Below are 13,056 nucleotides of genomic sequence, written 5' to 3'. Positions count from 1 at the left end.
ATAAATATTTAAATTGTAAAAATATAAAAATATATATTGATTAAATTATAAGTTTAGGTGATATTTTTCGGATTGCTTAGGACGGAAGGCAATACATAGGAAGTGTATGAATTAAAAAATTCGAAAAGGACAATAATGAATGGAACATAGTGTAAGTAGCAAAGGCAAAGCCATGCTTACACTCGTACTGTGTTTTGCAATCGCAGTGTTTGAAGGTTTCGATCTTCAATCGATGGGCGTTGCAGCACCACGGATGCGAGCGGAGTTTGGCCTGGACAATGCCCAAATGGCATGGGCATTCAGTGCAGCAATTTTGGGAACCCTGCCTGGTGCATTACTGGGTGGGCGATATGCAGATAAAATTGGACGTAAAGCGGTTCTTCTGATCAGTATTTTAATCTTTGGCATTATGTCTGTACTGACAGCATATGCCAGTGATTATAACTTGCTTCTCCTGATTCGTTTTTTAACGGGTTTAGGTATGGGTGGTGCCTTGCCCATGATGATTACCATGGCATCGGAAGCAGTCTCTGAAAAATATAAAGGGACCGCAGTCAGTATCATGTACAGTGGTATTCCTTTTGGTGGAATGATGACTTCCTTCGTGGCGATGGCATTGGCGGGTGATGCTGAGTGGCGGCATATCTTCTATGTTGGCGGATTGGCTCCAATTTTACTCATCCCTCTACTGATGAAATTTTTGCCTGAATCAAGTGCTTATCTTTCAGCACACCAAAACAAGCCAAGTACGCCTTTCTTTGAAGTGTTATTTGCCAAGGAACGACGTTTCTCTACGATTCAGATCTGGATCAGTTTCTTCTTTACCCTTGTCGTTCTGTATTTTCTACTCAACTGGTTACCGCTGTTAATGGGAGCACAGGGCTTAGGCAAGACGGAAGCAAACTATGTTCAGATTGGCTACAATGTCGGCGGTATATTCGGTTCAGTCCTGATGGGTATTTTGCTGGATAAGTTGCGCATGAGTTTTGTTATTAAACTCATATATGTCGGTATTCTTATTTCACTGTGCTGCCTTGCAATTTCACCTACAGTTGCATTACTGTCTTTATCGGCTGTAGGCTGTGGATTGTTCATTGTAGGTGGTCAGTCAGCACTATATGGGCTTGCTGCCATGTTTTATCCTACAGAAATGAGAGGTACTGGTGTGGGAGCAGCAGTAGCAGTAGGACGTATTGGTTCTTTTGCCGGTCCACTTTTTGCTGGAGCATTACTGTCTCTGGGTTCAAGTTCAGCAATGGTAATTGGTGCAAGTATTCCATTGATCTTTATTGCCGCAGTTGCAGCACTATTCTTGGTACGTAAACCAAAAGTGTCTCAGCAGTTGCCTGTATTAAATACGTCAACTCAGTAATGTGATGACTCAAGTATGGCCTCTTTTGGGCCATACTTTTTTATGGTTAGGATTTAAGGTTGAATTAAATACTATGGAACATCAGTTAAATCAGCTGCCAACCTTGAGCTACATGATCGCTCGCGTAGATCGTATTATCAGTAAATTACTAAATGAACGCCTGAAGCCTTTAGACATTACATTGCCTCAGTTTACAGCCTTGTCTGTACTGGCGGCAAAAGGTAGTCTCTCGAATGCCAAACTGGCAGAACGCTCTTTTATCAAACCACAATCGACCAATAAAATTTTACAGGATTTATTAAGTAGTGGCTGGATCAGTAAGGAATCGGATCCTTCTCATGGTCGCCGTATTCTTGTCAATGTCACGCAGGAAGGGCTAGATAAATTAAACGAATGTCGAGCCGTAGTTCAGGAACTGGAACAAACGATGCTCAAGGGGGTAGATATCAATCTTGCCTTTCTGATCCGGAATAACCTTGAAATCATGGCTACGAATTTACAGCAGTTTCAGGAAGAATAATTTTTTATGACCTTGAACTGGAGCAGTCTCGGTTGAATAAATTTTCCACGTCTATTTCCAAGGAGATCGGGGTTCTAGACGCTGTATGGGATCTTCCTGGCTTCTGTTGAATTATTTTCATTCACCCGGTAGCATCAGTACACATATCACAAATGAGTAAGTCCATGTCATCAGGTCAGCAAGTACTGATTGAACTTAGAAAAATGATTATTTCAGGTGAAATTCCGGGTGGTGCTCGCGTGGCCGAAATTCCGACAGCGGAAATGTTGGGTGTTTCACGTCAACCGGTTCGTATGGCATTCAGACTGCTTGAACAAGAAGGCTTGTTACTCAAAAATCCGACCCGTGGCTATACGGTCAGGGAAATTTCGCCGAAGTTGATTCAGGATGCGCTTGAAGTTCGTGGAGTACTGGAAGGCCTGGCAGCGAAAAAACTGGCAGAGAAGGGATTAAATACGCAGCAGCAAGATCAGCTCATGCAATGTATTACCCAAATTGATCCAATATTTAAAAAAACTGAGCTAAGCAATGAAGATATTGAAACCTATCATCATTACAATACGATTTTTCATAATACAATTATTCAGGGTTCAGACAACGTCGCGATTGTGCAGGCGCTGAGTAAGAATAACCAGCTGCCGTTAGCTTCTGCCCAAGCCTTAACTTACGATAAAAATAATCCGCTTTCAGAATTTCGCCGACTACATCATGCCCATATTCAACACTGCGCCATTTTTAATGCCTTGAAAAATCGGGATTCGGCACGAGCAGAGAGTCTGATGCGGGAACATAGTCATGTGGTCACGCTTGGGGATATGATGCGTTCTATTTTTAATTCTGATCTGCCATCTTAAGTTTAAGTCTGTTTTTTTAAATAAAAAATCCCTCCTGAGGGTGCAGAAGGGCGGAAAGTGGAGAAAAATTAAACTGCCAGTTTTAAGGAGCTGGCAGTTTTTATTTCTTTAAAGATCGATAACCAGCATTTTAGATTTGGCACGTGAGCAGCATGGGGTAAATTGATCCTGTGCTGCCTGTTCTTCTTCAGTTAAGTACATATCTCGGTGGTCAATTTCACCTTCTACTACCTTCACTAAACAGGTACCACAAATTCCCTGTTCACAAGAAACAGGAATATTCACGCCAGCAGCCTCAAGTGCCTGTACAGCGGTCTGGTCCTGTGCAACATGGATCAATTGTCCGGTTTTTTGAACTTTAATGCTGAAACTGCCATCTTCACTGGTATCAATCGCAGGTGCACTAAAGTGTTCTTTATGAATATGGGTTTCAGGCCACGATTGCTGTTGTGCAGTCTGAATGACAAAATCCATAAAGCCTTGTGGACCACAAACATAAACATGATGTGCCGAGTCAGCCTGAGCCAATGCAGCGGGTAAATTGCAATGTGTGGCTGCTTCATCATCAATATGAAGATGTACTGAATCACCTAAAAGGTTGAGATCTTCCTGGAAAGCCACTGCGGAACGGGTTTTAACAAAGTAAAACAGCTTGAAAGATTTGTTCAGTTGTTTTAATTCTTTGGCCATTGCCAGAATCGGTGTAATCCCAATCCCGCCTGCACATAGGATGGCATGTTCAAGTGCTGTGTCCAGTTCAAACAGGTTACGTGGTTCACTGATCTGAATACGTTGTCCGACTTGTAACTGTTCATGCATAAAGCGTGAGCCACCACGTGAGTTGGGATCATTCAGTACACCAATCACATAGCGGTGCTGTTCGCTGCTGCAATTCGCCAAAGAATATTGGCGTATTAATCCCTCGCTCATATGTACATCAATATGCGCGCCTGCTTTAAAAGGAGGTAGAGGTTCTCCATTACAACTCATGAGCTCAAATGAATTGATCTGAGAATTGTGTTGATGGATCTGATGAATGGTCACTTCCATGTGAGTACCGCTCCTAAACTGAAAAATCAAAATACTGTCTTAAAACTTTAACTATTTAACCAAGCGTGACTGACGGAATATGGTCTTTGCCTGCAATCTCGTTCACCTGTTCTTGGCTGATCAGGCGATCAATCACTTTGCGCGCTTGCACTCCGCCCGCATCAATATTTAGCATCAGCAATTTACGGTCAGGATAGCGGAGCAAGTTTTGTTGTTGCTGTTCCAGCATGTCCAGATCTTCTGAGAAAATCTTACCTTGACCTTCACGGATCTGGCCTGTCAGTTCAACATTATCTGGCTGGAAGTGGCGAGCCATACCCCAGAAATACCAGTGAGAAGTTTCTGTTTCGGGCGTAATAAAGTCCACAACAATAGAAGACACTTTATGCTCGGGATCTGCCTGATAACCGCCTTTACCTGCATGGGCTACGCCAACTTCAATATGTACATTACTTGGCGCAAAGAAATGACAGATCTGCCAACGGTCTACAGGAACATCATCAGCGAGATTATTACCTCTTAATGCCATTTGCCAGAATGGAGGTGCGTAAATATTTTCCATATGACGTTCTGTAATGACATGGTCTCCATCTACACGGGTAGTAGGAGCAGCTTCATCAATTTCTTTTTGGCCGATACTGGCGGAGTGCACATACGTTTCATGCGTAAGATCCATCAGGTTGTCAATCATCAGACGATAATCGCAATTGATGTGAAACAATCCACCACCATAAGCCCATTCAGGATTATCAGCCCATTCCAGTTCTGGTAACTGATCTTCACTTGCAAGTGACTGGTCGCCTGGCCATACCCAGATAAAACCAAATTTTTCCACGACGCTATAACTTTTATTACATGGAAAACCACGAACACGTTGTCCAGGCATCGCCACTGTCTTGCCATCACAGCCCATGACTAATCCATGATAACCACAGACCAGATTGCCATCTTCTACAAAGCCTAAAGATAAAGGAGCACCACGATGTGGACAGAAGTCTTCTACTGCATAAACCTTATTTTCTTTACCACGATAAAACACCATTTTTTCGCCACAGATCTGACGACCTAATGGTTTTTCCATAACCTCTTCAGGGCGGGCTGCTACATACCAGGCATTTTTAATAAACATATTATGATCTCCTTATCAATTGGATCCAATTTATGATTATTTGTACGAATAGTCAACAAAAAATATGTTAAATAGAGTTTATTGGATCCATAAGTAAAGGGTAGAAAAGCTAAAGTAGAAAGATTAAGAGCCACTCAATCCGTCCTTTAACAGATTGAAAATAAATTAGATTGATAATTTTTTTGCTTACTGGACTTGTCAAAATTGACCAATTTACGATGCTCATATTTCAAATAAGCATCAGTGGGTTAATCTATATTTTCTGGTGGCGTATATTCTTAAGTCATTGTTTTATAATTTTATTCGGTATGAAGGAAATTCAAAATTTTTATTATCTGGGTCTTGCTAAGTATTTATTAAAGTTTTTTATTAAATAGCTGTCATACATAAGGAATAAGTAGTATAAAAAAGTTAAAAAGCTTGCAGTACAGGAATTACATTTAGATCAATAAAAACACAATAAAGAAATTGGTCTTTTGCCAAGTTGGGTTGAATATAGAATGCATAAATAAATTTGTTAAACCGCTCATAAAGCGTAGTCTGAAAAGTGGATATACAAATGAGTCATCTCTTAATCTCTACCCAGAGGTGAGATCATGAATATTGCAAAAAACACCATTTGCCTTTGGTACGATCACGATGCTGAAGAAGCTGCACGATTTTATGCAGAAACTTTTCCGAATTCGTCTGTAGGTGCGGTCGTGCTTGCACCTGGAGATTATCCATCGGGCAAGAAAGGTGATGTTATTACGGTGGATTTCACGGTACTTGGAATTCCCTGTATCGGCCTGAATGGTGGGCCAATGTTTAAACATAATGAAGCGTTTTCCTTTCAGGTCGCTACCGAAGATCAGGAAGAAACCGATCGTTACTGGAATGCCATTGTGAATAATGGTGGTCAGGAAAGTGAATGTGGCTGGTGTAAGGATAAATGGGGTGTTTCCTGGCAAATCATCCCGACTGCTTTGATTGAAGCATCCTACAGTTCAGATCCAGAAGTCGCAAAAAGGGCATTTGATGCCATGCTGAAAATGAAAAAAATTGATGTTGCTACAATTGAAGCTGCGGTGCGTGGTTAAATTATAGGAGTATTAATTATTCCCTCCATTCACTTTAGCTCATCGCAATTTCTTAACTGCCAATAATCATTTCTTTTATAGGTAGATATTCCTTTCATTAACCTAATTTTAGTCGATATGTACTTTAGGCAGACCTGATAGTGGTGCGGATTATTAAGCCTGTTTTGGTAGATATCATCTGTTTTTCACTTATATCTCAAGGAGAACAGGTTATGAATTTCTCCAAAATATTACTGGCCGCTGGTTGGCTAACCCTATCTATTTCCAGTGTCCTCGCAGCAACCCCACCGCAAGTGACTAAAACCAGTACAGCTGACCAAAAGGCAATCGCCAGTGCCATGAGTGCGGCACCAAACAAAGTAGGTGCAGGTGCCACCATCATCGCTATAGAGTCAGATGGAAAAATGCGAGTTTTGCGTCAAGGCAATAATGGCTTTACCTGTATGCCGGATAACCCAACTACGCCAGGTCCTGACCCAATGTGTATGGATAAAGCAGCTTTAGAATGGGCAGAAGCCTGGATGACACATAAAGCACCTACAGTTGGTAAAGTAGGCTTTATGTATATGCTGGCAGGCGGAACTGATGCCAGTAATACTGATCCTTATGCCCAAAAACCGAGTGCAGGTAACCATTGGATCAAAACTGGTCCGCATGTCATGATCGTTGGTGCTGAACCTGCTTTCTATGATATGTATCCGAAAAATGTTGAACCGGACACTGCTGTACCTTATGTGATGTGGTCAGGTACGCCGTATCAACACCTAATGATTCCGGTAAAGTAAGTTTTATTTTTAAATATTTATAGCTTTATTGAGGTCAATTGCAGCCTACTTAATTGAAAGCATATTCCTAAAAAAAGCCCTTAGATTATTTCATCTAAGGGCTTTTTTATTGTTTACATATCAGCTTTTGCTTACACATCAACTTTAATAAATTGCAGCAATTATCGGGTTTTTTATACAGCGCATAATTTACGACATGTAAGAAGCATGACTCTTAATGCATAAATCTCTATAAGCTTTTAAATATAAAATATTTTTATAACTTGTAGTTTGAGCTAAACAATCTGGTGTGATGAAAGAGAAAACTGGAAGTTATTTTATTAGCTATAGGTCCTTACTTAACTGATCTTTGACTTGAAATGTGGAGTGTTTAGGGGATTTTCTTTTGAATTGACTATTAGTTGAGCTTAAAAATAAAAGCCTTTCATCCGAATTTTGATATAAAAGGCTAAACCATTTTTTAGAAAACCGCGTATTATTTCTACACCTCTTTTTAACATTGATGTTGAGATTATGATTCGCAATGACTGGACGCGTGACGAGATTCAGGCACTTTATGATCAACCTCTGATGGATTTACTGTTCCAGGCACAGCAAATTCACCGTGAGCATTTTGAAGCCAATACCGTACAGGTCAGTACCTTACTTTCGATTAAAACCGGTCGCTGTCCAGAAGACTGTAAATACTGCTCCCAGTCTGCCCATTATGATACCGATCTGGAAATTGAAAAACGGGTCGAGGTACAAAAGGCCATTGCTGAAGCAAAACAGGCTAAAGAATCTGGTTCAACCCGTTTTTGTATGGGCGCAGCATGGCGTAATCCGCATGAACGCGATATGCCTTATGTGCTGGAGCTGATTCAAGAAGTCAAAAAGCTAGGTATGGAAACTTGTATGACCTTGGGGATGCTAAATGCTTCCCAGGCAGAACGTCTGAAAGATGCCGGCCTGGATTATTACAACCATAACCTAGACACTTCGCGTGAATACTATGCCAATGTAATTAGTACCCGAACTTTTGATGACCGTTTGAATACTTTGGATCATGTCCGTTCAGCGGGGATCAATGTCTGTAGCGGGGGGATTGTTGGCTTGGGTGAGGGTAAACAGGATCGTGTGGGATTATTATTTGAACTTGCAACCATGCCGATTCATCCGGAATCTGTGCCAATCAATATGCTGGTACCAATTGAAGGTACACCACTGGCCGATGTGGAAAAACTGGATGTAATTGACTGGATTCGTACCATTGCCGTAGCACGTATCATCATGCCGAAAAGCTATATCCGTCTTTCTGCAGGCCGTGAATCCCTGTCGGATTCGGATCAGGCGCTGGCATTTATGGCTGGTGCCAACTCGCTGTTCTCGGGAGATAAATTGCTGACTGCACCAAACAGCGGCGAAGGTAAGGACAAAGCCCTGTTTGCCAAACTGGGGCTAAAAGCCGAGACACCGAAGAAAACCGGTCGTGAACTTGCCGTGGATGCTATGCAGCCTGCTTAAATTTTGCAGCTGTCTATCAGGGATCATTTCGAAAGAGATTGATCCCTTTTTTATTGAATGGATCACAACAAAAATATAGGGAACAGGATTGATGAAAATTCTGCTCATCAGCGGCTGGGGGCTAGGTACCCAGGTGCTGAATGAATTTGTGCAGCAGCTGGAACAGCAGTCAGAACAGCAACCTCAGGTTGTTGTCTGGGACATCTTTGATCCGAATAAAGCAGAACTGCTGGCAGAAAAAGTACAGACAGCTGCCGATATGGATGTGCTGATCGGCTGGTCGCTCGGCGGGCAGCTGGCGATGTTATTGGCTAATGAAATCTATCAGCAGACCCAAGATACCAAGCCTGTAATTGCCTGTATGTCCAATCTTAGCTTTGTAGCACAGGAAAATTGGCCGCATGCGATGCCCAAAGCGCAGTATCTGCAGTTTAAACATGCGGTGATGTTGCAGCCAGAGCAGGCTCTGCAACGCTTCTGTGCACTGGTGACGCTAGGTTCTGCAGCACCTCGGGAACGGGCAAAATATTTACAACAGCAATCGATAAATATTGATTTATCCTATCAGCAAGCCCATCTCTATCTTTTAGAACAATTAAATCTGGTCAATATCGTGAAAAGCTATCCGGGCAAGATGCTATTTATTAATTCCGAGAAAGATATGCTGGTTCCCTGCAAAGTTTTGCAAGATATTGCACTTATCTCTGCAAGGAATCTGAACTTTGTAAAAATTCAGGCTGCGCATGATGCCATCCTGTTCGATACCAGTTTAGTAATTGAGCCAATTTTGCAATTTTTACAAGATATTCATTCAGTCAAAATTTCCTGACTATCCGGTGGATGTTCATTTCAAAATTAAACCGTTAAGATCGGGGCAGCGCTATTGTCTAGGTTATTTTCTGTGCACGATTCTTTTGATCAGCAGCATATTTGGCATCCATATACGTCCATGACCCATCCACTGCCTTGCTACAAGGTCAGGGCAGCGCATGGGGATGTAATTGAACTGGAAGATGGTACCCAGCTGATCGATGGCATGTCTTCCTGGTGGTGCACGATTCATGGTTATAACCATCCGGAACTGAATCAGGCGGTACAGGATCAGCTACAGTCGATGTCGCATGTCATGTTTGGCGGCCTGACCCATCAGCCGGCAATTGATCTGGCTAAACTGCTGATCGAAATTACTCCAGAGCCTTTGGATCGGATTTTCTATGCAGATTCCGGTTCAGTGGCTGTGGAAGTCGCGTTGAAAATGGCAGTGCAATACTGGCATGCCTGCGGTCAGGCACAGAAAAGTAATTTTGTCACCACACGTTCCGGCTACCATGGGGACACCTGGAATGCCATGTCAGTCTGTGATCCGGTCACTGGCATGCACCAGATTTTTGGTTCCAGCCTGCCACATCGTTACTTTGTCCCGGCGCCGCAAAGCCGTTTTGATGGTGAATGGCAGCCTGAAGATATTCGGCCTTTGGAACAGCTGCTGGCAGAAAAGCATGAACAGATCGCAACGATGATTATTGAGCCGATCGTACAGGGTGCGGGCGGCATGCGCTTGTATCATCCGGAATATCTGCGACAGGTGCGAGAACTTTGCGATCGCTACAATATTCTGCTGATTCTGGATGAAATCGCGACCGGTTTTGGTCGCAGCGGCAAACTGTTTGCCTGTGAACATGCTGATATCAGTCCAGATATCATGTGTCTAGGCAAGGCGCTGACTGGGGGTTATATGACCCTGTCTGCCACACTCACTACTCAGCATGTGGCGGAAACGGTTTCCCAAGGTGAAGCAGGTGTGTTTATGCATGGCCCAACTTTTATGGCCAATCCGCTGGCCTGTGCCGTGGCCCTAAAAAGTACCCAGTTGCTCTTGGCACAGGACTGGCAGGCGAGAGTGCAGCAGATTGAACAAACTTTAAAAACTCATTTACAGCCCCTGAAGGCACTGCCGCAGGTTGCGGATATCCGTGTCCTTGGCGCGATTGGGGTGGTGGAACTACAGCAGCCTGTTGACCTGGCCAGCTTCCAGGCGGATTGTGTACGCCGTGGGGTATGGATTCGTCCATTTGGCCGTCTGGTTTATGTGATGCCGCCATTTATCATTTCCGATGAACAACTTGCAACTTTAATGACTCATATGGTTGAGATGATTCAGGCGATGGGAGCAACAGCATGAAGCATCTGGAATATTTTCAGCAGCAGCTGGACGATTTAAAACAGCAGGGTCAGTACCGCCAGTTTAAGCAGGGTATTTCCAGCCAGCTTGTTCTTCAGCTGAATAGTGTCGAGATGCTGAATCTGGCATCTAATGACTATCTCGGGCTGGCGGCCAATCTGCAGTTGCGGGAAGAATTCTTCGATCTGACTCCGCTTGTTGAACGGCAGATGAGTTCCAGTTCTTCACGGCTGCTGACAGGAAATTTCCCAGCTTATGAACAGCTGGAAGCCAGCATGGCTCAGGCATTTGGCCGATCTGTGTTGCTGTTTAACAGTGGCTATCACATGAATATTGGGATTCTTCCAGCGCTGGCGGATAGCAAGACCATGATCATTGCTGACAAGCTGGTACATGCGAGCATCATCGATGGCATCCGTCTGTCTAATGCCAGCTATGTGCGCTACCGACATAATGATCTGGAACATCTGAAGCAACTTTTGGAAAAGTATCAGGCGGATGAAAATATCCAGCGCATCATTGTGGTCACAGAATCCATTTTCAGTATGGATGGCGATGAAACTGATCTCGCTGCACTGGTCGCGCTCAAGCAGCAATTTGATAAGGTTATGCTGTATGTGGATGAAGCGCATGCAATTGGTGTACGGGGTGAACACGGGCTAGGTTGTGCCGAGCAGTATCAGGTGCTAGAGCAAATTGATTTGCTGGTCGGAACCTTTGGCAAGGCACTGGCATCGGTGGGGGGCTATCTGGTCTGCCATCCGGTCATCCGGGAATATCTGATTAACAGCATGCGCCCGCTGATTTTTAGTACAGCCCAGCCACCAATTTGTATGGCCTGGATCGATTTCATTTTCCAGAAAATGCAGAAAATGAATCAAGAACGTCAGCAGCTTGCCAGTCTGTCTGGCCTTTGCCATCAGGGGATTCAGGCTCTGGGTTATCCTTGCCCCTCCAGTTCGCAAATTGTGCCAGTGATCATTGGCGATGCAGCTAAAACTATTGCTGCCGCAGAATATGTACAGCAAAAAGGCTTTTATGTGCTGCCGGTACGTCCGCCAACAGTTCCGAAAAATACTTCCAGATTGCGGATTTGTCTGCATCAGCAGGTGAGTTCGGCACAGCTGCAACGGTTGCTGGATGTGCTGCAGGAGTTACCACGATGAACACTGATCAGGTTGCGCAGCGCTTTGCCCAGGCACAGTCCAGTTATGAACAGCATGCGATTGCTCAGCGCCGGGTCGCGTTGGAACTGATCCAACGTATGCAGCTGCATGTCCCGCCATATGTGCAGCGGATTCTAGAAATTGGTTGTGGTTCGGGTTTATTCACCCGTCAGCTGATGCAGCATTACAGCTTTGATCAGCTGTTTCTGAATGATCTCTATCCCCAAGTCAAACAGCATTTTGATGAAGATGCCCGAATTTACTGGGGCATTGGCAATATCGAAACTTTGCCGCTGCCACAATCGCTGGATCTGGTCGTGTCCTGTTCTGCCTTGCAGTGGGTGCAGCAGCTTGAAGCGTTATTCCTGAAAATTCATCAGGTTTTAAACCCGTCTGGATGGTTGTGTTTTGCCAGTTATGCTCAGGACAATCTCAAAGAAATTAAGGCACTGACCGGGCAGGGACTCGATTATCAGTCACTGCCGCAAATGATTGAATTACTGGAATCTTGTGGTTATGAAGTTCTGGTTCAAGAAGAACAGCACCTGATTCTGGAGTTTGGACATCCGCGTGATGTGCTGAAACATATCAAGGCCACTGGGGTGCAAGCAACCGCTGAGGGTTTCCGCTGGACGAAGTCTTCTTTGCAGCAGTTTTATAAGCAATATCAACAATTCCAGTTACCAGATAACCAGCAATATCCTTTGACCTATCACCCGATTTATCTCATTGCATGGAAGCGCTCATGAACGCAGAAATCTATTTTGTCAGCGGTATCGATACCGGCATTGGCAAGACCTATACCACTGGTTTTCTGGCTAAAAGCTGGAATGAGCAGGGGATTCGTACCATTACCCAGAAGCTGATCCAGACCGGCAATCCCAATCTGTCTGAAGACATCGAACAGCATCGCAAGATTATGGGGTGCGGCCTTTTACTGGAAGATCGTGAAAGGTTAACGATGCCGGAAATCTATGCCTATCCGGCTTCACCACATCTGGCTGCCCGGCTGGAACAGCGTCCGGTGAACTTTGCCAAAATCCAGCAAGCCACCCAAATTCTGGCTCAACGTTATGACCGAGTATTGCTAGAAGGTGCAGGGGGCTTAATGGTGCCACTGACTGAACAGTTGTTAACCGTGGATTACATGGCAGCACAGCAGTTCCCAGTGATTCTGGTTACTTCTGGCCGTCTCGGCAGTATTAACCATACCTTGCTCAGTCTGGAACTGTTAAAGCAGCGCAAGATTGAATTGTATGCCCTGGCTTTTAACCATGCCGATGATGCTCAAGATGAAGTGATTGCGCAGGATACTATTCAGTATTTACAGCAATATTTACAACAGCATTTTCCAAAGGCTCAGTGGCTGGACATTCCATTGGTTAATGTAGTTTAAATCAAGATACAGAACCGGCT

Annotated in this window: 13 protein-coding genes; 11 read left to right on the top strand and 2 right to left on the bottom strand. The window is 44.0% G+C overall.

The genetic code is table 11. The annotated features are described in order from the left end of the window. The first annotated feature begins 139 nt into the window (after window positions 1-139). The 3 genes from mhpT (at window position 140) to BS636_RS01285 (ending at window position 2,746) form a co-directional block, all read left to right on the top strand. Entirely contained in the window at window positions 140-1,372 is a 1,233-nt protein-coding gene (gene mhpT, locus BS636_RS01295) for a 3-(3-hydroxy-phenyl)propionate transporter MhpT (protein WP_099337169.1), read from the top strand. Window positions 1,373-1,445: 73 nt separating this feature from the next. Beyond that, window positions 1,446-1,892, top strand: coding sequence for a MarR family winged helix-turn-helix transcriptional regulator (locus BS636_RS01290; RefSeq protein WP_099337168.1), 447 nt, complete (start codon window positions 1,446-1,448; stop codon window positions 1,890-1,892). Between the two features lie 152 nt (window positions 1,893-2,044). Beyond that, window positions 2,045-2,746: a GntR family transcriptional regulator gene (locus BS636_RS01285; RefSeq protein ID WP_416202903.1), complete on the top strand. Its 702-nt coding sequence runs from the start codon at window positions 2,045-2,047 to the stop codon at window positions 2,744-2,746. Between the two features lie 108 nt (window positions 2,747-2,854). Here BS636_RS01285 and BS636_RS01280 read toward each other — a convergent pair whose 3' ends face one another. Together BS636_RS01280 and BS636_RS01275 are read right to left on the bottom strand one after the other, a co-directional pair. Further along, window positions 2,855-3,796 (bottom strand): PDR/VanB family oxidoreductase, encoded by a 942-nt coding sequence (locus BS636_RS01280; protein WP_099337166.1) that lies wholly within the window; start codon window positions 3,794-3,796, stop codon window positions 2,855-2,857. A gap of 55 nt (window positions 3,797-3,851) precedes the next feature. Next, window positions 3,852-4,925, bottom strand: a complete 1,074-nt coding sequence (locus tag BS636_RS01275; protein ID WP_099337165.1) for an aromatic ring-hydroxylating oxygenase subunit alpha — start codon at window positions 4,923-4,925, stop codon at window positions 3,852-3,854. Window positions 4,926-5,521: 596 nt separating this feature from the next. Between BS636_RS01275 and BS636_RS01270 the strand changes: the two genes are divergently transcribed. The 8 genes from BS636_RS01270 to bioD all read left to right on the top strand — a co-directional run bounded on the left by BS636_RS01270 (window position 5,522) and on the right by bioD (window position 13,036). Next, window positions 5,522-6,004 (top strand): VOC family protein, encoded by a 483-nt coding sequence (locus BS636_RS01270; protein WP_099337164.1) that lies wholly within the window; start codon window positions 5,522-5,524, stop codon window positions 6,002-6,004. A 212-nt stretch (window positions 6,005-6,216) separates the two neighbouring features. Beyond that, window positions 6,217-6,789, top strand: coding sequence for a hypothetical protein (locus BS636_RS01265; RefSeq protein WP_099337163.1), 573 nt, complete (start codon window positions 6,217-6,219; stop codon window positions 6,787-6,789). A gap of 510 nt (window positions 6,790-7,299) precedes the next feature. Next, window positions 7,300-8,292: a biotin synthase BioB gene (gene bioB / locus BS636_RS01260; RefSeq protein ID WP_213064235.1), complete on the top strand. Its 993-nt coding sequence runs from the start codon at window positions 7,300-7,302 to the stop codon at window positions 8,290-8,292. Window positions 8,293-8,383: 91 nt separating this feature from the next. Beyond that, window positions 8,384-9,121, top strand: a complete 738-nt coding sequence (locus BS636_RS01255; RefSeq protein WP_099337161.1) for an alpha/beta hydrolase — start codon at window positions 8,384-8,386, stop codon at window positions 9,119-9,121. Between the two features lie 72 nt (window positions 9,122-9,193). Continuing rightward, window positions 9,194-10,474 carry an adenosylmethionine--8-amino-7-oxononanoate transaminase gene (gene bioA, locus BS636_RS01250; RefSeq protein WP_099337160.1) on the top strand — a complete coding sequence of 427 codons (1,281 nt, stop codon included), beginning with the start codon at window positions 9,194-9,196 and terminating at the stop codon, window positions 10,472-10,474. Continuing rightward, a complete protein-coding gene (locus BS636_RS01245) occupies window positions 10,471-11,640 on the top strand; it encodes an 8-amino-7-oxononanoate synthase (RefSeq protein WP_099337159.1) in 1,170 nt (389 codons plus the stop codon). The genes bioA and BS636_RS01245 overlap by 4 nt, the downstream gene beginning before the upstream one ends. After that, entirely contained in the window at window positions 11,637-12,389 is a 753-nt protein-coding gene (gene bioC / locus BS636_RS01240) for a malonyl-ACP O-methyltransferase BioC (protein WP_099337158.1), read from the top strand. The genes BS636_RS01245 and bioC overlap by 4 nt, the downstream gene beginning before the upstream one ends. Then, window positions 12,386-13,036: a dethiobiotin synthase gene (gene bioD, locus BS636_RS01235; RefSeq protein WP_099337157.1), complete on the top strand. Its 651-nt coding sequence runs from the start codon at window positions 12,386-12,388 to the stop codon at window positions 13,034-13,036. The genes bioC and bioD overlap by 4 nt, the downstream gene beginning before the upstream one ends. The last annotated feature ends 20 nt before the right edge of the window (window positions 13,037-13,056 follow it).

The organism is Acinetobacter sp. LoGeW2-3, assembly GCF_002688565.1.
In the GTDB taxonomy this organism is placed as follows: domain Bacteria; phylum Pseudomonadota; class Gammaproteobacteria; order Pseudomonadales; family Moraxellaceae; genus Acinetobacter.
The sequence above is the reverse complement of the archived record's forward strand: the minus strand, read 5'-3'. Positions and strand labels throughout refer to the sequence as shown.

Excerpts from the sequence above, each read along its gene's own strand:
- bioC (WP_099337158.1), top strand. The coding sequence starts at position 11,637 with ATGAACACTGATCAGGTTGCGCAGCGCTTTGCCCAGGCACAGTCCAGT.
- BS636_RS01275 (WP_099337165.1), bottom strand. The coding sequence starts at position 4,925 with ATGTTTATTAAAAATGCCTGGTATGTAGCAGCCCGCCCTGAAGAGGTT.
- mhpT (WP_099337169.1), top strand. The coding sequence starts at position 140 with ATGGAACATAGTGTAAGTAGCAAAGGCAAAGCCATGCTTACACTCGTA.
- BS636_RS01265 (WP_099337163.1), top strand. The coding sequence starts at position 6,217 with ATGAATTTCTCCAAAATATTACTGGCCGCTGGTTGGCTAACCCTATCT.
- BS636_RS01290 (WP_099337168.1), top strand. The coding sequence starts at position 1,446 with ATGGAACATCAGTTAAATCAGCTGCCAACCTTGAGCTACATGATCGCT.
- BS636_RS01280 (WP_099337166.1), bottom strand. The coding sequence starts at position 3,796 with ATGGAAGTGACCATTCATCAGATCCATCAACACAATTCTCAGATCAAT.
- BS636_RS01245 (WP_099337159.1), top strand. The coding sequence starts at position 10,471 with ATGAAGCATCTGGAATATTTTCAGCAGCAGCTGGACGATTTAAAACAG.
- BS636_RS01285 (WP_416202903.1), top strand. The coding sequence starts at position 2,045 with ATGAGTAAGTCCATGTCATCAGGTCAGCAAGTACTGATTGAACTTAGA.
- BS636_RS01255 (WP_099337161.1), top strand. The coding sequence starts at position 8,384 with ATGAAAATTCTGCTCATCAGCGGCTGGGGGCTAGGTACCCAGGTGCTG.
- BS636_RS01270 (WP_099337164.1), top strand. The coding sequence starts at position 5,522 with ATGAATATTGCAAAAAACACCATTTGCCTTTGGTACGATCACGATGCT.
- bioD (WP_099337157.1), top strand. The coding sequence starts at position 12,386 with ATGAACGCAGAAATCTATTTTGTCAGCGGTATCGATACCGGCATTGGC.